Origin of the sequence: Bradyrhizobium sp. CCBAU 51627 (assembly GCF_028128765.1) — a bacterium.
Classification (GTDB): Bacteria; Pseudomonadota; Alphaproteobacteria; order Rhizobiales; family Xanthobacteraceae; genus Bradyrhizobium.
This window is the reverse complement of sequence record NZ_LBJG01000024.1, coordinates 1,162,501-1,188,120: the sequence shown is the minus strand read 5'-3', so window position 1 is coordinate 1,188,120 and position 25,620 is coordinate 1,162,501. Positions and strand designations below refer to the sequence as shown.

The 25,620-nt window shown below is 63.5% G+C and carries 20 protein-coding genes; 8 read left to right on the top strand and 12 right to left on the bottom strand.

The features are described from left to right. Positions 1-49: 49 nt before the first annotated feature. The 3 genes from XH88_RS20435 to XH88_RS20425 are packed head-to-tail and all read left to right on the top strand — an operon-like array spanning position 50 to position 3,131. On the top strand, positions 50-1,375 hold the full coding sequence (locus XH88_RS20435) for an ABC transporter substrate-binding protein (RefSeq protein ID WP_271670043.1): 1,326 nt from the start codon (positions 50-52) through the stop codon (positions 1,373-1,375). Further along, on the top strand, positions 1,372-2,310 hold the full coding sequence (locus XH88_RS20430) for a carbohydrate ABC transporter permease (protein ID WP_271670042.1): 939 nt from the start codon (positions 1,372-1,374) through the stop codon (positions 2,308-2,310). The genes XH88_RS20435 and XH88_RS20430 overlap by 4 nt, the downstream gene beginning before the upstream one ends. Next, positions 2,307-3,131, top strand: coding sequence for a carbohydrate ABC transporter permease (locus XH88_RS20425; RefSeq protein ID WP_271670041.1), 825 nt, complete (start codon positions 2,307-2,309; stop codon positions 3,129-3,131). The genes XH88_RS20430 and XH88_RS20425 overlap by 4 nt, the downstream gene beginning before the upstream one ends. 61 nt (positions 3,132-3,192) lie before the next feature. On the opposite strand, the gene XH88_RS20420 is transcribed toward XH88_RS20425, so the two are convergent. The 3 genes from XH88_RS20420 to XH88_RS20410 form a co-directional block, all read right to left on the bottom strand. Then, the gene (locus XH88_RS20420) at positions 3,193-4,845 is read right to left on the bottom strand and encodes a regulator (protein ID WP_271670040.1); all 1,653 of its coding nucleotides are present in this window, start codon (positions 4,843-4,845) and stop codon (positions 3,193-3,195) included. 19 nt (positions 4,846-4,864) lie between these two features. Then, positions 4,865-5,554: a cysteine hydrolase family protein gene (locus tag XH88_RS20415; RefSeq protein ID WP_271670039.1), complete on the bottom strand. Its 690-nt coding sequence runs from the start codon at positions 5,552-5,554 to the stop codon at positions 4,865-4,867. Positions 5,555-5,863: 309 nt separating this feature from the next. Further along, positions 5,864-6,817 (bottom strand): hypothetical protein, encoded by a 954-nt coding sequence (locus XH88_RS20410; protein WP_271670038.1) that lies wholly within the window; start codon positions 6,815-6,817, stop codon positions 5,864-5,866. Positions 6,818-6,980: 163 nt separating this feature from the next. Between XH88_RS20410 and XH88_RS20405 the strand changes: the two genes are divergently transcribed. Then, positions 6,981-10,457: an indolepyruvate ferredoxin oxidoreductase family protein gene (locus tag XH88_RS20405; RefSeq protein ID WP_271670037.1), complete on the top strand. Its 3,477-nt coding sequence runs from the start codon at positions 6,981-6,983 to the stop codon at positions 10,455-10,457. A 158-nt stretch (positions 10,458-10,615) separates the two neighbouring features. On the opposite strand, the gene XH88_RS20400 is transcribed toward XH88_RS20405, so the two are convergent. The 4 genes from XH88_RS20400 to XH88_RS20385 all read right to left on the bottom strand — a co-directional run bounded on the left by XH88_RS20400 (position 10,616) and on the right by XH88_RS20385 (position 15,566). Continuing rightward, a complete protein-coding gene (locus XH88_RS20400; protein WP_271670036.1) occupies positions 10,616-12,340 on the bottom strand; it encodes an FAD-dependent oxidoreductase in 1,725 nt (574 codons plus the stop codon). 59 nt (positions 12,341-12,399) lie between these two features. Next, positions 12,400-13,419, bottom strand: coding sequence for a S1C family serine protease (locus XH88_RS20395; RefSeq protein WP_271670035.1), 1,020 nt, complete (start codon positions 13,417-13,419; stop codon positions 12,400-12,402). A 91-nt stretch (positions 13,420-13,510) separates the two neighbouring features. Continuing rightward, positions 13,511-13,960, bottom strand: a complete 450-nt coding sequence (locus tag XH88_RS20390; protein WP_271670034.1) for a hypothetical protein — start codon at positions 13,958-13,960, stop codon at positions 13,511-13,513. A 7-nt stretch (positions 13,961-13,967) separates the two neighbouring features. Further along, the gene (locus XH88_RS20385; protein ID WP_333909259.1) at positions 13,968-15,566 is read right to left on the bottom strand and encodes a GMC family oxidoreductase; all 1,599 of its coding nucleotides are present in this window, start codon (positions 15,564-15,566) and stop codon (positions 13,968-13,970) included. A gap of 200 nt (positions 15,567-15,766) precedes the next feature. On the opposite strand from XH88_RS20385, the gene XH88_RS20380 reads away from it, so the two are divergent. Beyond that, positions 15,767-16,555, top strand: a complete 789-nt coding sequence (locus XH88_RS20380) for a thermonuclease family protein (RefSeq protein WP_271670032.1) — start codon at positions 15,767-15,769, stop codon at positions 16,553-16,555. Between the two features lie 219 nt (positions 16,556-16,774). Here XH88_RS20380 and cyoD read toward each other — a convergent pair whose 3' ends face one another. Genes cyoD through XH88_RS20360 form a run of 4 tightly spaced genes read right to left on the bottom strand, consistent with a single transcriptional unit; the run spans position 16,775 to position 20,628 of the window. Continuing rightward, positions 16,775-17,164 carry a cytochrome o ubiquinol oxidase subunit IV gene (gene cyoD / locus XH88_RS20375; RefSeq protein WP_271670031.1) on the bottom strand — a complete coding sequence of 130 codons (390 nt, stop codon included), beginning with the start codon at positions 17,162-17,164 and terminating at the stop codon, positions 16,775-16,777. Next, positions 17,161-17,802 carry a cytochrome (ubi)quinol oxidase subunit III gene (locus XH88_RS20370; RefSeq protein ID WP_271670030.1) on the bottom strand — a complete coding sequence of 214 codons (642 nt, stop codon included), beginning with the start codon at positions 17,800-17,802 and terminating at the stop codon, positions 17,161-17,163. Before XH88_RS20370 ends, cyoD begins: the two co-directional genes overlap by 4 nt. Further along, on the bottom strand, positions 17,802-19,805 hold the full coding sequence (cyoB, locus tag XH88_RS20365) for a cytochrome o ubiquinol oxidase subunit I (RefSeq protein ID WP_271670029.1): 2,004 nt from the start codon (positions 19,803-19,805) through the stop codon (positions 17,802-17,804). The genes XH88_RS20370 and cyoB overlap by 1 nt, the downstream gene beginning before the upstream one ends. Beyond that, positions 19,795-20,628, bottom strand: a complete 834-nt coding sequence (locus XH88_RS20360; RefSeq protein ID WP_271670028.1) for a cytochrome ubiquinol oxidase subunit II — start codon at positions 20,626-20,628, stop codon at positions 19,795-19,797. Before XH88_RS20360 ends, cyoB begins: the two co-directional genes overlap by 11 nt. A 269-nt stretch (positions 20,629-20,897) precedes the next feature. Here XH88_RS20360 and XH88_RS20355 point away from each other — a divergent pair, with 269 nt between their 5' ends. Beyond that, positions 20,898-21,698 carry an SDR family NAD(P)-dependent oxidoreductase gene (locus tag XH88_RS20355; RefSeq protein WP_271670027.1) on the top strand — a complete coding sequence of 267 codons (801 nt, stop codon included), beginning with the start codon at positions 20,898-20,900 and terminating at the stop codon, positions 21,696-21,698. A gap of 49 nt (positions 21,699-21,747) precedes the next feature. Here the strand turns inward: XH88_RS20355 and XH88_RS20350 are convergent, their stop codons facing one another. Beyond that, on the bottom strand, positions 21,748-23,082 hold the full coding sequence (locus XH88_RS20350) for a PQQ-dependent sugar dehydrogenase (protein WP_271670026.1): 1,335 nt from the start codon (positions 23,080-23,082) through the stop codon (positions 21,748-21,750). Between the two features lie 182 nt (positions 23,083-23,264). Here XH88_RS20350 and XH88_RS20345 point away from each other — a divergent pair, with 182 nt between their 5' ends. After that, positions 23,265-24,458: a urate hydroxylase PuuD gene (locus XH88_RS20345; RefSeq protein ID WP_271670025.1), complete on the top strand. Its 1,194-nt coding sequence runs from the start codon at positions 23,265-23,267 to the stop codon at positions 24,456-24,458. A 145-nt stretch (positions 24,459-24,603) separates the two neighbouring features. Then, positions 24,604-25,461, top strand: a complete 858-nt coding sequence (locus XH88_RS20340; RefSeq protein ID WP_271670024.1) for a VOC family protein — start codon at positions 24,604-24,606, stop codon at positions 25,459-25,461. Positions 25,462-25,620 lie beyond the last annotated feature (159 nt).

The window sequence follows — 25,620 nt, the reverse complement described above, 5'->3', positions numbered from 1 at the left end:
CGGAACGGTCGCTAGTATCCCCCAAAATGAGTCACAGGGAGGGACTAAAGTGGCTGACCACAAAATCTCGCGCCGTGCGCTTCTGACGGGCACTGCCGCAGCTGGCGCGCTCGGCCTGACAGGATTGCCGGCGCGCGCCGAGGTGAACTGGAAGAAGTACGCCGGGACCAAGCTGGAGGTGATCCTCGCCAAGGGACCGCGCGGCGATAATCTGCAGAAATACGTCAAGGAATTCACCGAGCTCACCGGGATCCAGGTCGAATCCGAGCAGATCCCCGAGCAGCAGCAGCGGCAGAAATGCGTGATCGAGCTGACCTCGGGGCGGCCGAGCTTCGACGTCGTCCATCTCAGCTATCACGTGCAGAAGCGGCAATTCGAGAAGGCCGGCTGGCTCGCCGACATGACGCCCTTCATGAAGGACCCGACGCTGACAGCGCCTGATCTTGTCGAGAGCGATTTCTCGGCCGCCGGCCTACAATACGCCAAGAACGACAAGGGACAAATGTTGTCGCTGCCCTGGTCCGTCGACTATTTCATCCTCTACTACAACAAGGAGTTGTTCCAGAAGAAGGGCGTCGCCGTTCCGAAGACGCTCGATGAAATGGTCGCCGTTGCCGAAAAGCTCACCGATCCGAAGGAAGGCACCTTCGGCTTCGTCGGACGCGGCCTGCGCAATGCCAATATGACATTGTGGACCAACTTCTTCCTCGACTATGGCGGCGAATTCCTCGACGCCAAGGGCAACATCCTGACCGATGGCCCGGAGGCTATCGCCGCGACCAAGCTCTACCAGACGCTGCTGACGAAGGTCGCGCCGCCCGGCGTGGCCGGCTTCAACTGGATGGAGTCCATGGCCTCATTCACGCAAGGACGCTCGGCGATGTGGATCGACGGCGTCGGCTGGGCGCCGCCGCTCGAGGATCCCGCCGCCTCGCGCGTGGTCGGCAAGGTCGGCTACACCGTCGTGCCCGCCGGACCGAAAGGACAATATTCGGCGACCTACGGTGACGGCGTCGGCATTCCAGCCGCCAGCAAGAACAAGGAAGCCGCCTACCTGCTGTGCCAGTGGATGGTCTCGAAGCAGCAAGGCGCCCGGCTGCTGCAAGCCGGCGGCGGCGTGCCGTTCCGCAACTCGATCCTGAACGATCCCGAAATCCAGAAGGGCGTGAAGATGCCCAAGGAATGGCTGCAATCGGTGATCGATTCCGCCAAGATCAGCAAGCTCGGCCTTCCCGTGGTGATCCCGGTCGCAGAATTCCGCGACATCGTCGGCGCGGCGCTCACAGCTACACTGTCGGGTGCCGATCCTGCCACCGAGTTGAAGAAGGCCAACGATCAGTTCAGGCCGATCCTGGAGCGCAGCGAAAAGGCGTGAGTGCGTTGACACAATCTGCTCCGGCCGCGGCACAGTCTGATGTCGCGCCGGAGAAGGAATTGCGGCCGCCGTCCTACTGGCCGTTCGTGGTGCCGGCGCTGGTCGTCGTGCTCGCGATCATCATCTTCCCGTGGGTCTTCACCATCTGGATGAGCCTGAACGAGTGGAAAGTCGGCTCGCCGACCACCTTCGTCGGGTTCTCCAACTATCTGCGATTGACCAGCGATCCCCGCTTCATCGAAGCGATCGGGCATACCCTCGTCTATACCGTGCTTTCCGTGCTGTTGCCGCTCGTGTTCGGCACGTTCGCGGCTGTGGTCTTTCACCAGAAGTTCGCCGGCCGTGGCTTCCTGCGCGGCATCTTCATCATGCCGATGATGGCAACGCCGGTGGCGATCGCGCTGGTCTGGACCATGATGTTCCACCCGCAGCTCGGCGTGCTGAACTATCTGCTGTCGCTGGTGGGTATCCCCGCGCAGCTCTGGGTGTTTCATCCGGCAACGGTGATCCCCTCGCTGGTGCTCGTCGAGACCTGGCAATGGACGCCGCTGGTGATGCTGATCGTGCTTGGCGGGCTCGCCGCGATCCCGACCGAGCCCTATGAGAGCGCGCAGATCGACGGCGCCAGCCTGTGGCAGGTCTTCCGCTTCATCACCCTGCCGCTGATCATGCCATTCCTGTTTATCGCAGGCATGATCCGCATGATCGACGCTGTGAAGAGCTTCGACATCATCTTCGCGATCACGCAAGGTGGACCGGGCTCGGCATCCGAGACGATCAACATCTATCTCTACAGCGTCGCCTTCACCTATTACGACCTCGGCTACGGTTCGGCGATCGCGGTGGTGTTCTTCCTCCTGATCGTCGCCCTCGCGGCTCTGATGCTCTACATGCGCCAGCGCATGCTGTGGAGCGAGATCGCGAGCGACGCATGACCGCGAAGCAAATCATCAGCAGGATCAGCCTGTGGTTCGCGGTGCTCGTCATCGTGTCGCCGGCCATCCTGTTCTTCCTCTGGATGCTGTCGCTGTCGCTCAAATTCGAGGTCGACAACGCCGCCTACCCGCCGGTGTTCATCCCTGAGCACGTCGCCTGGAAGAACTATGCCGACGTGCTCGCCTCAAACCGCTTCGTAACCTATTTCTTCAACAGCCTGATCGTTACCGGGGGCGCGACCGCGCTTGCGCTGATGGTTGGCGTTCCCGCCGGCTACGGCATCGCACGCATGGCCGCGCACAAATCCGCGATCGTCATCCTGATCGCCCGAATCACACCCGGCCTGTCCTATTTGATCCCGCTGTTCCTGCTGTTCCAGTGGCTCGGCCTGCTCGGCACGCTGGTGCCGCAGATCATCATCCATCTCGTGGTGACGGTGCCGATCGTGATCTGGATCATGATCGGCTATTTCGAAACGACGCCGCTGGAGCTGGAGGAAGCCGCACTCATTGACGGGGCAGGCCGCTGGCAGGTGTTCCGGCACGTCGCGCTGCCGATCGCAAAGCCCGGCATCGCGGTTGCTTTCATCCTGTCCGTGATCTTCTCCTGGAACAATTTTGTGTTCGGCATCGTGCTGGCGGGACGCGAGACCCGCACCCTGCCCGTCGCCGTCTACAATATGATCTCGTTCGACCAGCTGAGCTGGGGCCCGCTGGCCGCCGCCGCGCTGATCGTCACCCTCCCGGTGCTGCTGCTCACGGTGTTCGCCCAGCGACAGATCGTGGCTGGGCTCACGGCCGGGGCCGTCAAGGGCGGGTAGTCACAGCGTAAATGAAATGGCCGGGCCAAACAATGTGGCCCGGCCATTTGTTCATATTGGCCTACTCCGCCGGCGCGGCGCGCATCTCCGGATGCGCGGCATAATGTTCGCTGGCGCCGACCTTACTAGCGGCGAACAGGCCCGCCGCCATCACGGCGTAGGCGAACGCCACGGCGGGCGTCACACCAAAGCCGCCGCCGATACCGACCGCCTCGCCGTGCATGAAGCCAAAATAAGTCAGCACGGCTCCGACGAGCGCGAAGGCCGACGCCTTCTCGAAATCACGCTCGATGACGAAGACGCCGATTGCGCCCAGGATGAGGCCGGCGAGGATGGAGCCGCCGCCCATCACTTCGAGACCATGATAGAACACACCCTGCTGCGGCAGCGCGGCGATCGCGGCAGCCTTGACGGCGTCGGCCTTGTCGGCGGCGAGGCCGCCGACGCTGGTCGCGGCCATCATGGTCGAGCCAAGCATGGTGTCGATCTGGAGCTTGGCCCAGGCGGCGAGGTGCGGCGTCAGCGCCAGCACGATCGCGGGCGCGTGCTTGACCGGCGTGGTCTGGAACGCCTGCGCGCCGATCAGCATGCCGATATAGAGCAGGATCGGCGAAATCGCGACGACAGGCACCAAGGCCAGCAGCACCGAGATGATGCCGAACCAGGCCAGCACCACCACCATGATGCCGGTCGCGGCCGAATAACCGATGCGACCGCCCATCGCCTTCCAGCCGGGATGACCGATATAGACGGCGTTGATGAAGGGATTGCCCATCAGGCAGCCGATCAGGCTGACGACGCCGTCTGCGGTGAGCACGCGCGTGGTCGGATATTCGTCGCCGGCCGCCTCCGCACTCTCGACATTGTCCATAGCCTCGACGAGGTCATAAATGCCGAACGGAATGGCGGTGACGAGGATGACGCCGAGGAATTCAAAGCCCGAGAAGACGTAGCCCACGGCGGGAAGCGGCACCGAGAAGCCGAAATTGGCGAACGCGGCGCCGACACCCGCGACGCTCAACCCGCCAAGACCAAGCCCGAACAGGTTCGAGCCCCACGCGATGATCATGCCGGCCGCGATGGCAACGAGCCCCGCGGGAATGCCGCGCCAATATTTCACGCCGCCGAACCAGCTCACCAGGATGATGGCAAAGCAGACCAGACCGATCTGCGGCGTCATGTACATCTCCAGCGCAGGCCGCATCGAGATGAAGGTGACGGAGACGCCGGCAAGCGTGCCAAGCAGGGCCGCGCGCGGCGTGATCTTGCGGATGAACGGCGCGATGAAGCCGCCGATCATCAGGATGAAGCTCTGGAAGAACACCCAGACGAGGCCCGCCGACCAGCCCTTCATGGGGTCGCCGGTCTTCAGCGTGATCGGCAGCATGATCACGAAAGTGACGATGAACATGTGCGGTACGCTGACGCCCGACGGCAGCGCGCAGACATCGCTGCGGCCAGTCTTTTTCGCGAGCCGATAGGCGAGGTAAGCGTAATAGAAGGTCGAGAGGCACATCATCAGCCCGAGCGCGGGCAGGATGCGGCCGAACACGAGACTGTCCGGCATCTTCAACACGAAGCGCAGCAGGCCCGTGAGCACCAGCATGTTGACGAGGATGTTGGTCCCGAAGCCGAAAAACGCGTTCCAGTCGCCCGATGTCCATAGCGCCGGCTTGAACTCGGACTTGCCGGCCGTCCCCGTCAATGTGCTCATGATAGTACCCCTGTGTGGTCTAAACCTTCATTGCCTCCAAGACTGCGGCTGAGGTTGCGACCCAGCCGAAGATGCCGCCTTGGGCCTTGATCATCTTCAGGCCCATCTCGTGAAATTCGGGGAAGTAGGATGCGCAGCCGTCCGAGATGACGACGCAGCGATAGCCGCGGTCATTGGCCTCGCGCACGGTGGTGTTGACGCACACTTCGGTGGTGACGCCGCACACGAGCAGATTCTCGATGCCGTATTTCTCCAGCACATCGGTCAGTTCGGTGGCGTAGAACGCACCCTTGCCAGGCTTGTCGATCACGACCTCGCTGTCGAGCGGATAGAGCTCGGGGATGATGTCGTGGCCGGCCTCGCCACGAATGAGGATGCGGCCCATCGGACCGGGATCGCCGATCCGCAAAGACGGCGCGCCGCGCTCGACTTTCGCTGGTGGCGCATCGGAGAGATCGGGCAGATGGCCTTCGCGGGTATGGATCACCAGCATGCCGGTGTCGCGCGCGGCCTTCAGCACCGCGCCGATCGGCTTTACCGCACGCGCGAGCTGGCTGACGTCGTTGCCGAGCGTCTCGCCGAAGCCGCCGGGCTCCATGAAGTCGCGCTGCATGTCGATGATCACGAGCGCGGTCGACGACCAATCGAGCTTGATCGGCTCAGGCTCGGCGCTGATGACGCCCTGTGTCGGCTTGGTTGAGTTCAACATGACGCAGGCCCCCGCGAGAACTCTCTTTGCACGGAGTTCTGCAAGCGCCGTGCCATTGTGTACAATTGCGGTCGAGCGTGGGCGGCGAGAGAATTCGCAGCACACTCAAAATGTTACGATGGAGATGGCTGTCTGCTTATTCCCTGTGCGACGGCTTGGCGACGGGCACTTGCACAAAGGATGAGCGGCTTCAGTGGTCATTCCGGAGTGCGACAAAGTCGGGGGCCCGGAATCCATCAGGCAGCAAAACGCGTGGTGAAATGGATTCCGGGTGCGCGCTACGCGCGCCCCGGCATGATGGCTGTGGTGTTACCGTCCCGCCCCATAGAGTCGCCGATGCTCCTCTTCATACGGCGCATAGGAATCCTTCAGCGTCGCCATGTTGAGCAGCATCGTCGCGACCAACGCGCCCGCCTTGTCGAACACGCGCGTCTTCACCCAGGCGCTCTCGGTCCGGCGGCTGCCCGACAACGCGACCACCTCGCGCTCGATCTCGTACTCCTCGTCGACGAAGATCGGTCCCCTCAACAGCCTGATCTCCTGGTCGGCAAACAGGCCGACCGCCGGCCCCTTCGCGGGCAGCGGATCGTCCTTGGAGCGGTATTGGAACAGCACGCTCAACATCTCCATCGGGATGATCGCTTTGCCCCACGGATTGTCAGCGCCGGAATAGTAAGGGGAGTTCTCGGTGATGACGGCCAGTTTCTGCCGCAGCGAGAACGGATAGAGGTCCCCCATGTTCTGGTCGAACGCCATCCGCACCGTTTGCCGCTTGCTGGTGCGAGCCACCTGCACGTCGCGCAGGATGACGGGATTGGCAAGCGGCTTAAGTTCGGTGAGGCGCGTCTCGAGCGCTGTGGCCGCGCCTGGATCGCCGACTGAGGCCGTGCCACGCAGCACCTCGGTGCCGTCGCGCTTCACCATCTGGATTTGGCACTGGCGCGTTCCGGGCAAAGGTTTTGACAGGATCGCCTGCACCTCCTCGCCCTCATAGCAGACGCTGCGGTAGTGCGCGGAGAGACAGCCGCTCTCGAACCAGGCCTGTCCCCACAGCCGCGCGCCGAGCGGGGCGAACTGGCTAAAATGCGTGGGACCTTCGATGGTGCCGCCCTTGAAGCCGAGCTTCTGCGCGGTGACATCGTCGTGGATCGACGCATGCGCGTCGTAAACCTGCGCGTGCAGCATCTGGTGCGGCTGACGCCACGGGCCGATCAGTGCCTCGGCGGTTTCGGTGATGTCGGTATCGAACGCTCTTGCAGTCATGGGCTCCTCCACAGGCAGCCATGACTAGCAGGCCCGCCACGGATGCGGCCAGCGATATTGACTTCGGTGCTCCATGCTTTTGACTGCCAGCATCCGCTTCGCAGGTCGCCCCACTTTCCGCGGCGCAAAATTCCCACCGGTCACGACGACGAGGACTCCTGAAATGACGCTGTTGCAGGTCGAGCTGGATGATAAATACCGGCTCGAATCGAAGCGGATCTTCCTGTCCGGGACGCAGGCCCTGGTTCGCCTGCCCATGTTGCAGCGCGAACGCGACCGGCTCCGGGGGCTCAACACCGGCGGCTTCATCTCCGGCTATCGCGGTTCCCCGCTCGGCATGTACGACCACGCGCTGTGGCGCGCCAAGTCGCACCTTCAGCAGCACGACATCGCCTTTGTGCCCGGCTTGAATGAGGACCTTGCCGCAACTGCAGTCTGGGGCAGCCAGCAGGTCGGCCTGTTTCCCGGCGCCAAGGTCGATGGCGTGTTCGGCATCTGGTACGGCAAGGGCCCCGGCGTCGACCGCTCGGTCGATGCGCTCAAGCATGCCAATGCGGCCGGCACCTCCTTGAACGGCGGCGTGCTGGCGCTCGCCGGCGACGACCATGGCTGCCAATCCTCGACGCTCGCGCATCAGAGCGAGCAGGTGTTCGCCGCGGCGCTGATTCCCGTGATCAATCCGGCAACACTGCAGGACTATCTCGACCTCGGCCTCTACGGTTTTGCGCTGTCGCGCTTCTCCGGCTGCTGGGTCGGCTTCAAGGCGATCAGCGAAACCGTAGAGAGCTCGGCTTCCATCTACAGCGACCCTGAGCGCATCCAGATCAAGCTGCCCGAGGATTTCGAGATGCCGCCCGGCGGCCTCAACATCCGCTGGCCCGATCCGCCGCTGGAGGCCGAGCGACGCCTGTTCGGCCCGAAGATGGAAGCGGTGCAGGCTTTTGCCCGCGCCAACCAGCTCGACCGCATCGTGCTCGATTCCAAGCCGGCCCGGCTCGGCATCGTCGCGACCGGCAAGGCCTATCTCGATCTGCGCCAGGCGCTCGCCGATCTCGGCATTACCGATCAGGACGCGCAGGATCTGGGCTTGCGCATCTACAAGGTGGCCCTCACCTGGCCGCTGGAGGAAAGCGGCGCCAGGCGTTTCGCCGAAGGCCTTCGGGACGTGCTGGTGGTCGAGGAGAAGCGCGGCTTCATCGAAGACCAGCTCATGCGCGTCCTCTACAACATCGATGCGTCGAAGCGTCCGACCGTCACCGGAAAACGCGACGAGCGCGGTGCGCCACTGCTGCCGAGCGAGGGCGAACTGACGCCGACCATCGTTGCTGGCGCGCTCGTGGCACGCTTGCGCAAGCTCGGCCACCACAGCCCGGTGCTGGAGCAGCGCCTCGCCCGGCTCGAGGCGTTCGACGAACCCGTCACGTCAAGTGCGCCGATCAAGCTCGCGCGCACGCCGTTCTTCTGCTCCGGCTGTCCGCACAACACCTCGACACGCGTGCCCGAGGGCAGCCGCGCCATGGCCGGCATCGGCTGCCACGGCATGGCCCTGAGCATGCCGACCCGCCGCACCGATCTGATCTCGCATATGGGCGCCGAGGGCGTGAACTGGATCGGCCAGTCGCCCTTCACCACCGAGAAACACATCTTCCAGAACCTCGGCGACGGCACCTACACCCATTCCGGCCTGCTTGCGCTGCGCGCCGCTTCCGCCGCGGGCATCAACATCACCTACAAGATCCTCTACAACGATGCCGTCGCGATGACGGGCGGGCAGCCCGCAGAGGGCAGTTTCAATGTCGCGCAGATCGCACACCAGGTCTGGGCCGAAGGCGTCAAGCGGCTCGCGATCGTCTCCGACGATCCGGGCAAATATCCTGACGGCAATTACTTCCCGCAGGGCGCGACCATCCATCATCGCCGCGAGCTCGACGCCGTGCAGCGCGAGCTGCGCGACATCAAGGGCCTCACCGTCATCATCTACGACCAGACCTGCGCCGCGGAAAAACGCCGGCGTCGCAAGCGCGGGCTCTATCCCGATCCCGCCAAGCGCGCCTTCATCAATGAGCTCGTCTGCGAAGGCTGCGGCGATTGCTCGCAGGCCTCCAACTGCGTCTCGGTGCAGCCTCTGGAGACCGAGTTCGGCCGCAAGCGTCAGATCGATCAGTCGAACTGCAACAAGGACTTTTCCTGCGTCGAAGGCTTTTGCCCGAGTTTTGTGACGGTGCATGGCGGCAGTCTGAAGCGGATGAAAACATCGGGGGTGGATTCCGGCCAACTGTTCGCCGACTTGCCGCTGCCGCCCGCGCGTGAGCTGGACAGCCCCTACAGCATCCTCGTCACCGGCATCGGCGGCACCGGCGTCATTACCATCGGCGCGCTGCTCGGCATGGCCGCCCATGTCGACGGCCGCGGCTGCTCGGCGCTGGACTTCACCGGCCTGTCGCAGAAGAACGGCGCGGTGATGAGCCATGTGCGCATTGCGCCGAAACCGGAGGATATCTCGGCCGTCCGCATCACCACAGGCGGCGCCGACGTCATCCTCGGCTGCGACATGATCGTCTCGGCGGGCCCCGCCGCACTCAGCCGCGCCGAGCGCGGGCTGACCAAGGCCTATATCAACGCCGATCTGCAGCCCACCGCCAGCTTCGTGCAAAATCCTGATATCGATTTCGAGATGGGCACGATGCAGACCGTGCTGCGCGACGCCGTCGGCGACAAGAATCTCGACATCATCGACGCGACGGGTATTGCTGCGGCGCTCATGGGCGATAGCATCGCGACCAATCCCTTCATGCTCGGCTTCGCCTTCCAGAATGGTGCGATCCCGCTGTCACTGGAGGCGCTGCTCCGCGCCATCGAGATCAACGGCGCCGCGATCGAGATGAACAAGCTCGCCTTCACCTGGGGCCGCCTCGCCGCCCACGACATGTCGCGGGTGCGCAGCGTGCTCCAATTCAAGAGCCGGGCCTCCGCGCCGACCAGGTCGCTCGACGACATCATCGCGACCCGCGCCGAGTTCCTGACCGGCTATCAGGACAAGGCCTATGCCGACCGCTATCTCGAGGCCATCGCCAAGGTGCGGAAGGCAGAAGCGACTGCCTCGCCCACATCCACGGAGCTGACCGAGGCGGTCGCGAAGAACCTGTTCAAGCTGATGTCCTACAAGGACGAATACGAAGTGGCGCGGCTCTACACCGACGGCAGCTTTGCGAAGAAAGTGTCGGAGAAGTTCGATGGCGACTTTACGCTGAAGTACCATCTGGCCCCGCCGATCTTTGCAAAACGCGACAAAAAGACGGGGCGGCTTCAGAAGCAGGAGTTCGGCGGCTGGATGATCCATGCCTTCCGCGTGCTGGCCAAGCTGAAATTCCTGCGCGGCGGCGCGTTCGATCCGTTCGGCCGCACCGAGGAACGGCGGACCGAGCGGAAGCTGATCGCGGATTATCTCGCCATGATCGATCAGCGGATCGCCGGGCTGAAGGCGGAGCAAATTCCGCTGCTGGCCAGGCTCGCGCGCGTGCCGGAGACGATCCGCGGATTCGGCCACGTCAAGGAAGCCAACGTCAAGCTGGCGGCAGCGGAGACGGCGCGGCTGGAGGCCGAACTTGAGAATAGCCGCTTTGCCGCAGCGGCGGAGTAATGGTTAGGGCCACACTCTCTCCACGTCGTTGCGAGGAGCTCGCGACAAAATTGCGTAGCAATTTTGCGCTGAAGCGACAAAGCAATCCAGGACTGCCTCCGTGGAAAGATTCTGGATTGCTCGCTCGCAATGGCGGAAGCCGCTGATAAAGCTTACCACTACGAGGAAGCGTTCGCTGCGGCAGCAGACATCACCACCGCCCCCTCTGCCAGGTGCCGTCCCGCAATATACCCGAACGTCAGTGCCGGCCCGAGCATGATTCCCGGCCCCGGATAATTCCCATTCAGGATCGAGCCCATGTCGTTGCCACACGCGTAGAGTCCCGCGATCGGCGAGCCGTCCTCACGCAGCACGCGCGCCTGCGCGTCGACCTTCATGCCGATCGCGGTACCGAGATCGGCCGGATAGATCCGCATCGCGAAGAACGGCGCACTGACAATCGGCGCAACGCAGGGGTTGGGCCTGTGGCTGATATCACCGAGGTAGCGCTGGTAGATGGTGCTGCCACGGCCGAATTCGGGATCGCGCCCCTCTTTCGCACCGGAATTGTAACTCGCAATCGTCGCTGTGAGCACAGCCGGCTTGATGCCGATCCTGGCCGCAAGCCCCGCGAAGTCAGGCGCCTCGATCAGCTCGCCAGCCGCCACAAAGCGCCGGATATTGCGCGTGAACGGCTTGATACGGCCGAGCCCGTAAGTCCAGAGGAACTGTCGATCGCAGATCAGATGGAACGGCCGGTCCGGCTCACCATCGCGATCGCGCAGCATGGCGAGCACGAACTCATGGTACGGCAGCGCTTCATTGACGAAACGACGCCCCGCGGCGTCGACGGCGATCACGCCGGGCTTGGCGCGATCGGTCATATGCGGAAAGACGCCACGGCTGCCGTCAGCGCGCCGGAACAGAGAGGCTGGCACCCAATAGGCCGGGCTCGTCGCATCTGTAGTGAGGGCAGCTCCGCTTGCGATCGCAAGACGAATGCCGTCGCCCGTACCTGATTTATTGGTGGCTGAGACCGACCGAGCCGCCGCAGGGAAAAATCGCTTGCGCAAAATTGCATCGTGCGAAAAGCCACCGGTTGCGAGCACCACACCACGGCGCGCCCCGATCAGGCGATCGCGTGAGCCATCACGAATAATGACGCCGCTGACGCGATCGCCCTGCATCGACAAATCCGCGACGTCGGCACTGAAGAGGATTTCGACCTGCCTCGCCAGCAACGACGCGTAGAGCTGCGCAGCAAGCGCATTGCCGAGATGCACCGTCGTGCCGCGCGGACTATGCAGCCGCTGCAGCGCGTATTCGGAAACGAGCCGCGCCGCGCGTAGGGTCGAGCGCAATGATCTTCCGATCCGGCGCAGATGCGGGATGTCGAGACGGTTGACCATCATCCCGCCGAGCAGCGTAGATTCCGGCAACGGTGCGCGCAGCCGCGCGAAAGCTTGACCCAGCCGCGAGCCGTCGAACGCAGCCGGCTCCAGTACGCGCCCGCCGGATGTAGCTCCCAGCCGCTCCGGATAGTGGTCCGGATGGGCCTTCACCGGCTGAAGGCGCACTTCCGTCTTGGCCTCGAGATAGGCGATCGCCTCCGGCCCGCGCGCAAGAAAGGCCGCGCGCAAGCCCGCATTGGCGGACTCGGGCACCGTGCTTGACAGATACTGGACGGCATCAGTGATGCTGTCGGAGAGCCCGGCTTCCCTCATCTTGGAATTGGCGGGAATCCAGACCTGGCCGTCCGACCACGCCGTGGTGCCGCCGACGACGGCGGTCTTCTCGATCACCAGCACGCGCAGGCCTTCGGCGGCCGCGACGGCCGCAGCCGTCATGCCGCCGGCGCCGGCACCGATGACAATGACGTCGTAGATCTGATGCGCCGGCATCATGCGGCGGGGGTCCGGAGGCGAGGCATGACACTGTCATACCCCGCCTCGCCGGCCCAGCGCTAGCGCTGCGGCTTCCGCTCTACGGGGCCGATGTCAACCGCTCGCAGCCGGCCGAGCCGCAGCACGTCCATGGCGAGCCGCCGGCCGATCCGGTCGCGGTCGAGCACGCGGATCAGATCGTCCACGCCGTTAATGTCGACGCCGTCCAGCTTGATCACAACATCGCCGGGCAACAGGCCCGCCTTGGCCGCGGGTCCCTCAGGCTCGATCTGCATCAACAGCGCGCCCATCTTGTTCTCGACGCCGGCCAGCACCGCATGCCGCCGCGGAATCGGCGCGGTCTGCCCGGCAACGCCGATGAAGGCACGGCGGACGTAACCGTGCCGGATGATCTCCGACAGCACGAATTGCGCGGTGTTGCTGGCGACCGCAAAGCAGATGCCTTGCGCACCATTGATGATCGCCGTGTTGATGCCGATCACCTCGGCATTCGACGACACCAGCGGCCCGCCGGAATTGCCGGGATTGAGCGCCGCGTCGGTCTGGATCACGTCCTCGATGGTGCGGCCGCTGACCGAGCGGATCGAGCGCCCGAGCGCCGAAACCACGCCGGCGGTCACGGTCGATTCAAAACCGAGCGGATTGCCGATCGCGATCACGAGTTGGCCGCGCCGCAAACTCTTGGAATTGCCGAGCGCGGCATAGGGCAGATCGCGCACGCCGTTAGCGCGCAGCAGCGCCAGATCCGTGTCCGGATCGACACCGAGCACCCGGGCGTCGCCGACATGGCCCTCGACGTCGCGCAGCCGAATCTCCTTGGCCGAGCCAACCACGTGGCTATTGGTGAGCACGAGGCCATCAGGCGAGATCACGATGCCCGAGCCGAGCCCGCCGCGCTCGCGACCGTTCGGCACCTTTGGTCCGGTCTCGACGCGCACGACGGCGGGACCGACGCGGTCGGTCACATCGATCACGGCCTTGGAATAGGCGTCCAGCAACGCCCGATCATCGACCGGCGCAGATTCTGTCGTTCCCGATGACGGTGCGTCATCGACGATATCCGAAGTGAAATCCAGCATGGCAAAAGTCCTTGAGGCTCACACAGATGGTGGCCTGTTCCATCGGGCGCAAGGTGCCTGCCGGGAGCACAAGGCTGGACTACCCAATTGGCTAGGGCGCGCGCCGCAGCGTGCCGCCCCTTGCCTTGACCGGGTCGAGCAGCGCCCAGTCACCATCCGGGAGCACATGACCCTTGGGGAACGGCGCGCGCAGCTCGAGCCCGAGCGAGCGCAGCACGCGGTCGTCGCGGTAGTAGCATTGCAGGACCACGCGAACGAGCGTTGCCGCGGCCGCGCCGCCATTCTTGCGAAACTCCTGCGCCACAGCATCGCGCTTCGTCGCGTCGAGCTCGGCGAGCGGCCCGCCGGCCAGCCGCACCAGATGGTCGAGCGCCGCCGAGACCAGTCTGATGTCGCGACCGAGCGTCGCCAACATATCGGCCTGGATCGCGGCATCGTCGGCGCCGGGCACCTTGTACTCGTCGCTGGCGGGCACGATCATCGCGGCGATGGTGCGGAGGTCGTCGCGTTGAGCGCGCGTGAGTTGAAGGCTTTCGGACATAGCGGCCTCAGTCGAACAGATTGGCCAGACGCTGCTTCATCTGATCGGCGATGTAGAGCGCAAGGGCCTGGATGGTGGAGGTCGGATTCACACCGCCCGAGGTGACGAAGATGCTCCCGTCAACGATGAAGAGATTCTTGACGTCGTGCGTGCGGCCCCATTCATTGACGACGGATTTTTTTGGGTCGATGCCCATCCGCGCAGTGCCGAGCAAATGCCAGCCGCCCCACGGGATCGGCGAGTTGATGCAGATGTCGGTCGCGCCCGCCATTTCCAGCACCTCGCGGCCGCGAGCGAGCGCATGGTCCATCATTTTCTGGCTGTTCTCGCTGATCGTGTAGTCGATCTTGGGCGCGGGGATACCATGGCTGTCCTTCAGCACGGGATCGAGCGTGACCCGGTTGTGCTCCTCTGGCAGATCCTCGCAGATCGCGGAGAACCCGAGCCGGTGGCCATTGAGCTTGCGGAAGACGCGATGATGATCTTCGCCCCACGGCAGAATGCCCTTCTGCTCGCTGACGACAGCCTCGAACACCGGCCCGGCGCCGCGCACGAACTGGACCCCATAGCCGCGCACGAAGCCGCGCGACAGATCCGTGTCGTACCACTGCTTGCTCCACAGGCAGGTCGGCGGCGCGCGATTGCTGTCGGTCGGCTCCTTCACATAACCGTAGATCTGCGCGTAAGGGTGGAACATCAGGTTCTTGCCGACGAGACCGGATGAGTTGGCAAGACCATTTGGAAAGCGGTCGGATTTCGAATTGAGCAGCAGCCGCGGCGTGCCGACGCCGTTGCAGGCGATGATGACGACATGCGCCGGCTGGAACTGTTCGACACCATCCTTGTCGTAGTAGACCACGCCGGAGGCCATGCCGTTCTCGTCGGTGGTGATCTCGCGCACCCGGCAGTGCGTGCGCAGCTCGGCGCCGGCGCGGATCGCATGCGGCCAATAGGTGATGTCGGTGGAAGACTTCGCACCTTGTGCGCAGGCCGGCGTGCAATGGCCGAGATTGATGCAGCGCGCGCGGCCCTCATAGTCCATGGTGGCGACCGTCGTGTCCGACGGCCACCAGTGCCAGCCGAGCTTGTTCATGGCCTTGCCGATGATCGCGCCGGACAATCCCAGCGGCTGCTGCGGCATCGGCGGATGCGTCAGCGGCGAGAGCGGATCGCCTGACAGGCCCGACGTGCCCATCATCCGGTCGTTCTCTTCGTAGAAGGGCGTCAGCGCGTCGTAGTCGACCGGCCAGTCGTCGGCGACGCCATCAAGCGTCTTCACCTTGAAATCGGAGGGGTGCAGCCGCGGCCAGTGGGCGGTGTACATCACGGTCGAGCCGCCGACGGCGTTATAGTTCACGACCTTGATCGGGGAATTGTCGTCGTTAACAGGATAGTCCTCGGGACGGCCGCGAACGTTGGGGCTCGACGACCACTCGCCGAAGAACTTGGCTTCCCAGTCGCGGCCGGTGCTGGGATATTCGGCGGGGTTCATCCAGCCGCCCTGCTCGAGACAGAGGATGTGCATCTTGGTTTCGGCCAACGACCATGCGACCGCCGCGCCCGAAGCGCCGGCGCCGATGATCAGGACGTCCACGGGGTCCTTTATCAAAGCTTCTTCCTCCCGCCCTCGCCGCTTTCCGGGCGATTCGGCCATCACGGCTTGCAAAGCCGCAGAACGATAGGGGCAGACTGGCCAGCGAGTAAAGGCTTGCGGGCGAATGTCGTACTTCGCACAGCGCAGACCATTGGTCTTGCGACTGCCGGATGCTAGGAACGAGGGGCAAGAGCAATCGATAGCGAGAAGTTATGTCCTTCGAGAATTCATTTGCCGTCGCCCGCGCCTGCGCACTTTTTATGTTGCTCGCTCTGCCCGGACTTCTGGGGACTTCAAATCCCGCCACCGCGCTGACGGCGGCCGCGACGGTCCGGGACGCCAATTCGATCCAGCTCGGCGACGTCACCTATCGGCTCGACGGCGTCGACGCGCCCGAGCTGGACCAGATCTGCATCGACGACCATGCCGATCCCTGGACCTGCGGCATCGAGGCCCGCGACCAACTCGCCAAACTGATCGGTGGAAAGCCGGTGCGTTGCGACGATGTCGGTCCCGAGAAAAACTTTGGCAAGCGCCATCGCGCGATCTGCACGGTCGAGGGGGACAAGGTTTCGTTGAATGAGCGACTGGTCAGGCTGGGCTTTGCCATCGCGCGCGAGCCCCTCAAGGCCAACGTGAAGCCCGCCGCCGCCGAGGCCAAGACCGCATCGGCCGGCATCTGGAAGGGTTGCTTTGTTGCACCGCAAGAATTCCGCACCGGCAAGAAGGACGGCGCATTGCTGGGCGCCGCCTGCCGCGCCGATCGCGACAAGGAGATTCGCGCGGTGCTGTTTCCGGAGGAGCTGACGGCGCCACCCAACTGCGCCATCAAGGGCAAGCTCGCGGTGCGCGCGCGTGTCACCGGCAATATCGGCATCTATCATCTGCGCGGCTGCCCGAGCTACGCCGCTACCACCAAGCCGGACCGCTGGTTCTGCTCGGAGGACGACGCCCAGGCCTCAGGCTTCCGCAAGGCCTATAATTGCCGCCGGCCAAAGTGAACCAGCGGCTTCACTCACCCGTGAGTGGTAGTCCGAGACCGTATTGATCCGGAATTGAACTGAAACGGGAGTTGCTGCACCTATATGTGTACGCAAGCGCTTCGCGCGAGCGTTTCCTTGGCGGCAATTCGGCCTCGGTCCGATTGCTTTGCTCGGGCGTTTCCTCCCTAGACTTGGGCCGCTTGCCACAAACAAGCGGCTCTTCTTTTTTGTGCTGATCTAGCTGTGCATCCGAATGAACTGATCCATCGGCGGCATGTTTTGGTTGAGATGCGCCATGATCCAGACGGTACCACCGACCACCAGAAAGACGATCAGCAGGCCGAAAGCCAGCGCCAGCACGTTGTTGGTGTTATCAGGCCCCGTCGTGATGTGCAGGAAGAAGACGAGATGCACACCCATCTGCGCGATCGCGAGCACGATCAGCGCAACGGGAATCGAGGGCTGCCAGACCAGATTGGTGCCCGCGATGAAGAACGAGGTCGCGGTGAGCAGCAGCGCAAGGCCGAGACCGACCACATAGCCGAGAATGCGCTCGCCGACGCTGTGTTGCTCTTCTTCGCCCGGCGCGAGGTCGTGTTCGACATGCATGTGCGTCTGATCGCTCATGCGCCACCTCCAAGCAGGTAGACGACGGAAAACACGCCGACCCAGATGATGTCGAGCGCGTGCCAGAACAGCGCAAAGCACATCATCCGGCGCAGGACGTCGGCGCGAAAGCCCTTGGCGAAGACCTGGGCCATCATGGTGAGGAGCCACAGCACGCCGGCAGAGACGTGCAGGCCGTGACAACCGACCAGCGAAAAGAAGGCGGTCAGGAAAGCGCTGCGCGAGGGGCCGTAACCGCGGGCAACGAGGTCGGCAAACTCCCTGAACTCGATGGCGAGGAAGATCAGCCCAAGCACGCAGGTCACGGCCATGCCGAGATAGAACCAGAACCGGTTGCGGACATCGGCCGCGATGCTCGCCATGCCGCAAGTAAAACTCGAGAGCAGCAGGCAGATTGTCTCGATCGCGACGTTGCGCTGCTCGAAGATCTCCGATCCCTTGGGCCCACCAGCGGTCTGGCCAGACAGCACCGCGTAGGCCGCAAAGAAGCAGGAGAACATCACGATGTCGGAGAGCAGGAATACCCAGAAGCCGTAAGCGGTGACGATCCGCTTCGGCGCGGGCCCGGGGTGCTCGGCGGCGCGGCCGATGTGATGGGGATCGGCATGCGCGTGGGCTACTGTTGCGGTCATCGACATCAGACAGCTCCCGCCATGCTGACGAGGCTGCGCCGCTCCTCGATATTGATGCGATCGATCCGTTCGACCTCTGCCGCCGGAATGACGTACTCATCATGGTCGCGCCAGGCGAACACGACGAAGGTCGCGAACGCGCCGACGCCGCCAAGGATGACCATCCACCAGATGTGCCAGATCAGCGCAAAGCCCATGACGGTGGCAAAGAACGCGCAGACGAACCCGGTCGGCGAGTTCCTGGGCATCTCGATGTCCTGATATTCCGGCCCTGGATGGTCCCCGAGCTGCTGCTCCTTCGCATGCTGCTTCAGCGCCCAATAGGCATCCTCGCCACGGACATCGGGATAGAAGGCGAAGTTAAAGACGGGTGGGGGGGACGAGGTCGCCCATTCGAGCGAACGGCCGTCCCAGGGGTCTCCGGTGCGGTCGCGCAACGCGTCGCGATTCCTGACACTGACCACGACTTGCGTGATCTGCGCGAGCACGCCGATCGTCAGCAACAACATGCCGAACGCGGCCACCAGCATCCAGGGTCGCCACTCCGCGACATCGTAATGCTGCATGCGCCGGGTCATGCCCAACATGCCCACGATGTAGAGCGGCATGAAGGTGACCCAGAAGCCGACAAAGGTGAACCAGAATCCCACCTTGCCCCAGCGTTCGTCGAGACGGAAGCCGAACGCCTTTGGGAACCAGTACTCGAAGCCAGCGAAAGCCGCAAATAGCACGCCGCCGATGATGACATTGTGAAAGTGCGCGACCAGAAACATGCTGTTGTGGAGCATGAAGTCGGCCGGCGGCACCGCCACCAGGACGCCTGTCAGCCCACCGATGATGAAGGTCACCATGAAGCCGACAGACCACAGCATCGGCGTCGCGAAGCGGATCCGGCCACCATACATCGTGAACAGCCAGTTGTAGATTTTCACCCCGGTCGGCACTGCGATAATCATGCTGGCAATGCCGAAGATGGCGTTGACGTCTGGGCCGGCTCCCATCGTGAAGAAGTGATGCAGCCAGACCATGAAGGAGATGATGCAGATCGCCATGGTCGCGAGCACCATGGAGCGATAGCCGAACAGCGGCTTGCTGGAGAAGGTCGACACCACCTCGGAGTAGATGCCGAAGGCCGGCAGCACCAGGATGTAGACCTCCGGATGTCCCCAGGCCCAGATCAGGTTCATGAACATCATCACGTTGCCGCCGGCCTCATTGGTGAAAAAGTGGAAGCCGAGGTAACGGTCGAGCAGCAGCATCGCGAGCGTTGCAGTGAGAATCGGAAACGCCGCGACGATCAAAAGGTTCGAGGCCAGCGTCGTCCAGCAGAACATCGGCATGCGCAGATAATTCATGCCCTTGGTGCGCAGCTTCAGGACAGTTGTGACCAGATTGATGCCTGCGACCAGCGTTCCGACGCCGGAGATCTGCAGCGACCAGGCGTAATAATCGACGCCGACACCGGGCGAATAGGACAGCTCCGACAGCGGCGGGAAGGCGAGCCAGCCCGTGCGGGCGAACTCGCCGATCACCAGCGACAGATTGACAAGCAGCGCGCCGGTCGCAGTCAGCCAGAAGCCGACGGAATTGAGCGTTGGGAAAGCCACGTCGCGCACCCCGAGCTGAAGCGGCACGACGAGGTTCATCAGCCCGATCACGAACGGCATCGCCACGAAGAAGATCATGATGGTGCCGTGCGCCGAGAAAATCTGGTTGTAGTGTTCCGGCGGCAGATACCCCTGCGACTGATAGGCGATCGCCTGCTGGATCCGCATCATGATGGCGTCGCTGCCGCCGCGCAGCAGCATCACCGAGGCCAGCAGGATGTACATCGCGCCGATCCGCTTGTGATCGACGCTGGTGATCCATTCGTGCCAGAGATAGGGCAGATGCCCCTTCACCACGACCCAGATCAGCACGGCGAGGATCCCTGCCAGCACAACGCCACCTGCGATGAGCGGAATGGGCTGATCGAACGGGATGGCCGACCAGTCGAGCTTACCGAGCATCGTGGCCTCCACTCTGCGACCGGCCGGCTTCGGATGCGAGCTGCGGCCCTGGCCCTGGGGGAATGTGCTGGGTCGCGATCAGGTCGAACAGACGCGGATCTTCCAGGCGATAGGTCGGCCTGCCCTTCTCGATGCCCTGCTGCATCAGCTTCTTGTAGCTATCCTCGTTCAGCACAGCGTCGGTCTTCGCCGTGGTCGCAACCCAGTCCGGAAATGACAGTGGCGAGATCACGTTGACGTCGAACATCATGTCCGGAAAGCCGTCGCCGGAGAAGTGCGCCGACAAACCCTTGAGCTTCCCCTCATTGTCGGCGCGCAGGTTCAGCTTCGTCACCATGCCGTTCATGGTGTAGATCATGCTGCCGAGCTGCGGGATGAAGAACGTGTTCATCACGCTCGACGACGTCAGCTGGATGTTCAGCTCGGCTCCCGCCGGCACCGTCAGCATATTGACGGTGGCAATGCGCTGGTCCGGATAGATGAAGAGCCACTTCCAATCGAGCGAGACCGCCTGGATGCGCACCGGGCTGCCGGTGCCCGGCACGGGTGCTGCGGGATCGAGCTGGTGTGAGCCGATCCAGGCGACACCGCCGAGAAGGATGACGGTCAGCGCTGGAATCGCCCACACCACCATCTCGACGCGACCGGAATAGACGAAATCTGGCTGAAAGTTCGCTTTCGGGTTGGATGCGCGAAACCAGAACGCAAAGGCCAGGATTGCGACAATGGTCGGCACCACGATCGCCAGCATGATGAAGACGGAATCGACCAAAATGGTGCTGTTGGCCGCAGCCACGGGGCCTTGTGGATCGAGCAGATTCATCGGCAAGCCACTGGCGGTTGGAAGCCCCGGGCGACAGCCTAACGTGGAGAAAGGCTCCGCAACAAACGCGATCACGTGAAGACGGTTCCTAGAGCTGGTAGACCGACCGGCCCCAATCTCGCCGGCGGCATGCAAATTCATGCGATGTCAATGACATGAGCGCGGAGCGCCCGGCCTTCTCACCCTCGCCCCGTGTTGCTATCGTTGCGAAAAACAACGGGGATGAAACGAGGTACTCCAGCAGTACCCGATCCCGGGAGTGGACTAGCATGCGCTTGCAGGACAAGATTGCGATCGTCGTGGGTGCCGGCCAGAGCCCCGGCGAAGGCATGGGCAATGGCCGCGCCACCGCGCTGACCTTTGCGCGCGAGGGCGCGAAGGTGCTGTGCGTCGACCATCATCTGGAATCAGCGCAGGAGACCGTGAACCTGATCGCGGCGACAAAAGGCACCGCCGCAGCTTTCAGAGCCGACGTGACCAAGTCAGGCGACATCAAGGCGATGGTCGCCGACGCCAAATCGCGCTGGGGCCGCATCGACGTGCTGCACAACAATGTCGGCGTCAGCCTGTCCGGCGGCGATGCCGAACTGCTGGAAATCACCGAGGAGGCGTTCGACCGTGTCGTCGCCATCAATCTGAAAAGCTGTATCCTCGCGGCGAAAGAGGTGATCCCGATCATGCGCGCGCAGAAGAGCGGCGCCATTATCAACATCTCGTCGATGGCGGCGATCATCACCTATCCCTACGTCGCCTACAAGGCGACAAAGTCGGCGATGATCGCTTTCACCGAACAGCTCGCTTATCAGAACGCCGAATACGGCATCCGCGCCAATGTCATCCTGCCCGGCCTGATGAACACCCCGATGGCCGTCGACACCCGCGCCCGCGAGTGGCACAAGACCCGCGCCGAGGTCGAAGCCGAACGCGACAGCAAGGTGCCGCTGCGCAAGAAGATGGGTACCGGCTGGGACGTCGCGAATGCCGCGCTGTTCCTCGCGTCGGACGAGGCGAACTTCATTACGGGGGTGACGCTGCCGGTCGATGGCGGGGCGAGCGTGAGGCGGGGCTAGCGCATTCTTCTCCTTCTCCCCGCTTGCGGACAGAGGCGAAAGGGCTCGTTCAGTGCGAATACGTCACCCGCCAGACCGTGCCGCCAGTATCCTCCGAAATCAGCAGCGATCCATCCCTGGCAACTGCGATGCCGACCGGCCGTCCCCAGACCTGCGCGTCGTTCACGACAAAGCCGGTGACGAAATCCTCGTACTCGCCGGTTGGCTTGCCATCCTTCATCTTGATACGGATTACCTTATAGCCGGTGCGCTTCGACCTGTTCCAGGAGCCGTGCTCGGCGGCGAAGGCGTCACCCTGGTATTCAGATGGAAATTGTGTGCCCTGATAGAAGGTCATGCCGAGCGAGGCCGAATGCGGCTGCACCAGCACGTCCGGCACCGTCACCTTGTCCTTTAGATCCGGTCGTGCACCGGCGTGACGCGGATCTTCGTTGTTGCCGATATAGAACCAGGGCCAGCCGTAGAAGGCGCCTTCCTTCACGCTCGTGACGTAGTCGGGCACGAGATCATCGCCGAGGCCATCGCGTTCGTTGGTCGAGCACCAGGGCCGCCCGGTCTGCGGCTGGATCGCGAGGCCGACGCAGTTGCGAATGCCGGTGGCATAGAGCTTGCGGTCCTTGCCCTCGGGATTGAAGCTGAGCACCGCGGCACGCTCCGCCTCATAGCCCCAGGACGCGCCAAGGGCTTGCGTGCGCGACCAGGTCTCGAGGCCGCCGGGCGGGCTTCCCATACCTTCGGCGACATTGCTGGCGGAGCCGACCGACACCAGCATGCGCTTGCCGTCGGGCGTGAACACGATATCGCGGGTGGAATGGCCCGATCCGTGCGCAAGGTTCGCCACCACGATTTCAGGCTTACCCGACGCCTTCAGGTCGCCGACGCGATAGGGAAAGCGGGCGACGTTGCCGGCATTGGAGACATAGATCCATTGCGGATTGTCGCCGTTCGGAAAGAAAGCGATTCCAAACGGGCGGTTGAGACCGCTGGCAAAGACCTCGTTGGTCGCAACCTTGGCTCCGCCCTCCTCGAGGCGCAGCACGCGAACGCGCCCAGGTCCAGTCTCGGCAACGAAGATGTCGCCGTTCGGCGCGACGCGCAGCACGCGTGCGTCGGACAAGCCATCAACCAAAAGCTCGCTCTTGAATCCCTCCGGCACAAGCGGCGTGGCGCCACCACGCGCCGTCACACGCGTGGGGTTGGAGACCGAACGCGAGGCGCCGGGCATCGGCAAGTCCTGCGGTCGGATCAGCCTGATTGTACCGGGCTTGTCCGCATGCCAGTCGCCAAAAGCGTCCTTTCCTTGCAGCACGGGATCCGCTTGCGCGCCAACGCAAACAACCCACAGCCATGCGGCCAGCGCAATGTGCGGAACACGAGATATCACGTTGCCTTCCTCCCGGACTTGGCCTGCCGTATCCCACGTCAGCTCATGCCCGCACGATGTGCATTTGCTGCGACCCATCGTACTGGAAAACGGCGCGGATCGGTGCAACACATTGTAGGGACTCGACCGCCGGTTGCGGTCATCAAAGTTGCGGCATCTGCGTCGCGATTGATGGGGTGATCATGTGGGGATCAATCGTATCGGAATGGGCGAGCCTGCTGCTGCGCTGGCTGCACGTGGTGGCCGCGATCGCCTGGATCGGCAGCTCGTTCTATTTCATCGCCCTCGACCTCAGCCTCAACCCCAGGGGCGATCTGCCAGATGGAGTGCAGGGTGAGGCCTGGCAGGTCCATGGCGGCGGCTTCTACCGGATCATGAAATATCTGGTCGCACCGACCCGGATGCCGGACGAACTGACATGGTTCAAGTGGGAGGCCTATACGACCTGGCTATCCGGCTTCGCGCTGATGGTGGTGGTGTATTATCTCGACGCCGATCTGTTCCTGATCGATAGATCGATCCTCGACCTCACGCCGGTTCAGGCTGGATTGTTCAGCCTCTGCAGCCTCGCGCTGGCCTGGTTGCTTTACGAAGCCGCCTGCCGCACTGGCCTCGCGCAGCGCGAGCTGCCCTTCGCCGTCGGCGGCTATCTGTTCCTGGTCGCCCTCACATACGCCTTCACCCATGTGCTGAGCGGCCGCGGTGCCTTCAACCAGATCGCCGCGATCATCGGCACCATCATGGTCGCCAACGTCTTCGCCGTGATCATCCCGAACCAGAAGAAGATCGTCGCAAGCCTGATCGCCGGAGAGGCGCCCGACCCGAAGCTCGGCAAGACCAGCAAGGAACGCTCGGTTCACAACAACTATCTGACGCTGCCGGTCGTCGTGCTGATGATCAGCAACCATTATCCCCTGCTCTACGCCACGCGCTTCAACTGGATCATCGTTGCGATCGTGCTGGCGCTGGGGCCGGTGATCCGCCATTTCTTCAACGAGGGCCATGCCGGGCGCAAATCGCCGTGGTGGATGTGGGGCGTCGCGGCAGCAGGCGCGATCGCGATCCTCTTCCTCTCCGCTGCCGGTCCGCGCGAGATCAAGGCAGGCGCGCTCTCGACACAACCGACCCTCGCCAATGTCGAGGAGATCGTGATGTCCCGCTGCAGCATGTGCCACGCGGCCGAGCCGGTCTGGGATGGGATCGTGACGGCACCGAAGGGAATTCTGCTCGATGCGCCCGAGCACATCCATCGCAACATCCGCCTGATCGGCCGCGTCGCGGCCTGGTCCAATGCGATGCCGCCGGGCAATATCACCGAAATGACCAGCGAGGAGCGCGCCGTCCTCGCCGCCTATATCAGCGGGCAGGATCGCTGATCATAGTGCGCCGACGTCGCGCTCTGCGGAATGAAATTCCTGATCTCCCCTCGATTTGAAAATGACTTGAGCGCCTATCCGTCGTAGACAGGACCGGCGGCCGTGGGCCGTCCAAAGTCAGTTCGCAATTGCCGGGGAAATCACAGTGGCCCTCAAGAACGTCATCGGTATCGACCACGCCGTGGTCATGGTGAAAGATCTCGATAGCGCTGCCGAAAACTATCGCCAGCTCGGCTTCACGCTCTCGCCGCGCGGCACTCACAGCGCGCATATGGGCACCGGCAACTACACCATCATGTTCGATCCCGATTATATGGAGCTGCTCGGCGTGCTGGTCGCAACCGAGCACAACGCGCCGGCGCGCGCCTTTGTCGAGCGGCAGGGCGAGGGCATCGAACGCATCGCCTTCACCGCGATCGATTCTGCTGAAGGCGCCGAAGAGATCCGCGCACGCGGCTTCGCGCCGATCGGCCCGACCGATTTCGAGCGGCCGGTGAGGCTGCCCGATGGCACGGTCTCGGCCGCCAAATTCCGCACCTTCATGTGGCCGACAGCCGAAGCACCGGGCGGCGTGCGCATCTTCGCCTGCCAACACAAGACGCGCGAGACGGTGTGGATTCCAGAATTGATGACCCACGCCAATGCGGCGAAGCGGATCAGCGAGGTGCTGATCGCAACACCCGAGCCCGCGAAGGAAGCGGCGCATCTGGCGCGGCTGATCGATCGCGATCCGAAAGCGGAGGACAACGGCGCGGTAACGGTGGCCTCGGGCGGCGACCGCGCGGCCTTCGTCTATCTGACGCTGGAGCAACTCAGCAAACGCTATCCCGGCGTGCCGCTCACCGGCCTCTCCGAACGCGGCGGCGCGGCGCTGGTGCTCGTCAGCGGCGATCTCGCGGCGACGGCGAAGGTACTCGGCTCCGCGGGTTTGCGCAGTGAAGCTGCGATCGTCGTGCCTCCCGCCAAGGCCAACGGTACCCTGCTCGCCTTCATTGCCGGCTGATACAACCCAATTCCTAGACGTGCCTTCGCCGAACTCCTGCACCCGCTGCGGTTCCCCCGGAAACGCGGGAGCCATTTCGCGTTCCTGCGGCGGAACACCGTACTGACACCGGCGCTCTTCCAAGATCGCAGCTTCGCCGCAATTGCGGTTAAGAAGTCC

Coding starts and splice junctions, on each gene's coding strand:
- XH88_RS20410 (WP_271670038.1), bottom strand. CDS start 6,817: ATGACTGCAAGAGCGTTCGATACCGACATCACCGAAACCGCCGAGGCA.
- XH88_RS20420 (WP_271670040.1), bottom strand. CDS start 4,845: ATGAGCACATTGACGGGGACGGCCGGCAAGTCCGAGTTCAAGCCGGCG.
- XH88_RS20360 (WP_271670028.1), bottom strand. CDS start 20,628: ATGAATCTGCTCGATCCACAAGGCCCCGTGGCTGCGGCCAACAGCACC.
- XH88_RS20380 (WP_271670032.1), top strand. CDS start 15,767: ATGTCCTTCGAGAATTCATTTGCCGTCGCCCGCGCCTGCGCACTTTTT.
- XH88_RS20425 (WP_271670041.1), top strand. CDS start 2,307: ATGACCGCGAAGCAAATCATCAGCAGGATCAGCCTGTGGTTCGCGGTG.
- XH88_RS20345 (WP_271670025.1), top strand. CDS start 23,265: ATGTGGGGATCAATCGTATCGGAATGGGCGAGCCTGCTGCTGCGCTGG.
- XH88_RS20405 (WP_271670037.1), top strand. CDS start 6,981: ATGACGCTGTTGCAGGTCGAGCTGGATGATAAATACCGGCTCGAATCG.
- XH88_RS20355 (WP_271670027.1), top strand. CDS start 20,898: ATGCGCTTGCAGGACAAGATTGCGATCGTCGTGGGTGCCGGCCAGAGC.
- XH88_RS20370 (WP_271670030.1), bottom strand. CDS start 17,802: ATGTCGATGACCGCAACAGTAGCCCACGCGCATGCCGATCCCCATCAC.
- cyoB (WP_271670029.1), bottom strand. CDS start 19,805: ATGCTCGGTAAGCTCGACTGGTCGGCCATCCCGTTCGATCAGCCCATT.
- XH88_RS20395 (WP_271670035.1), bottom strand. CDS start 13,419: ATGCTGGATTTCACTTCGGATATCGTCGATGACGCACCGTCATCGGGA.
- XH88_RS20400 (WP_271670036.1), bottom strand. CDS start 12,340: ATGATGCCGGCGCATCAGATCTACGACGTCATTGTCATCGGTGCCGGC.
- cyoD (WP_271670031.1), bottom strand. CDS start 17,164: ATGAGCGATCAGACGCACATGCATGTCGAACACGACCTCGCGCCGGGC.
- XH88_RS20390 (WP_271670034.1), bottom strand. CDS start 13,960: ATGTCCGAAAGCCTTCAACTCACGCGCGCTCAACGCGACGACCTCCGC.
- XH88_RS20415 (WP_271670039.1), bottom strand. CDS start 5,554: ATGTTGAACTCAACCAAGCCGACACAGGGCGTCATCAGCGCCGAGCCT.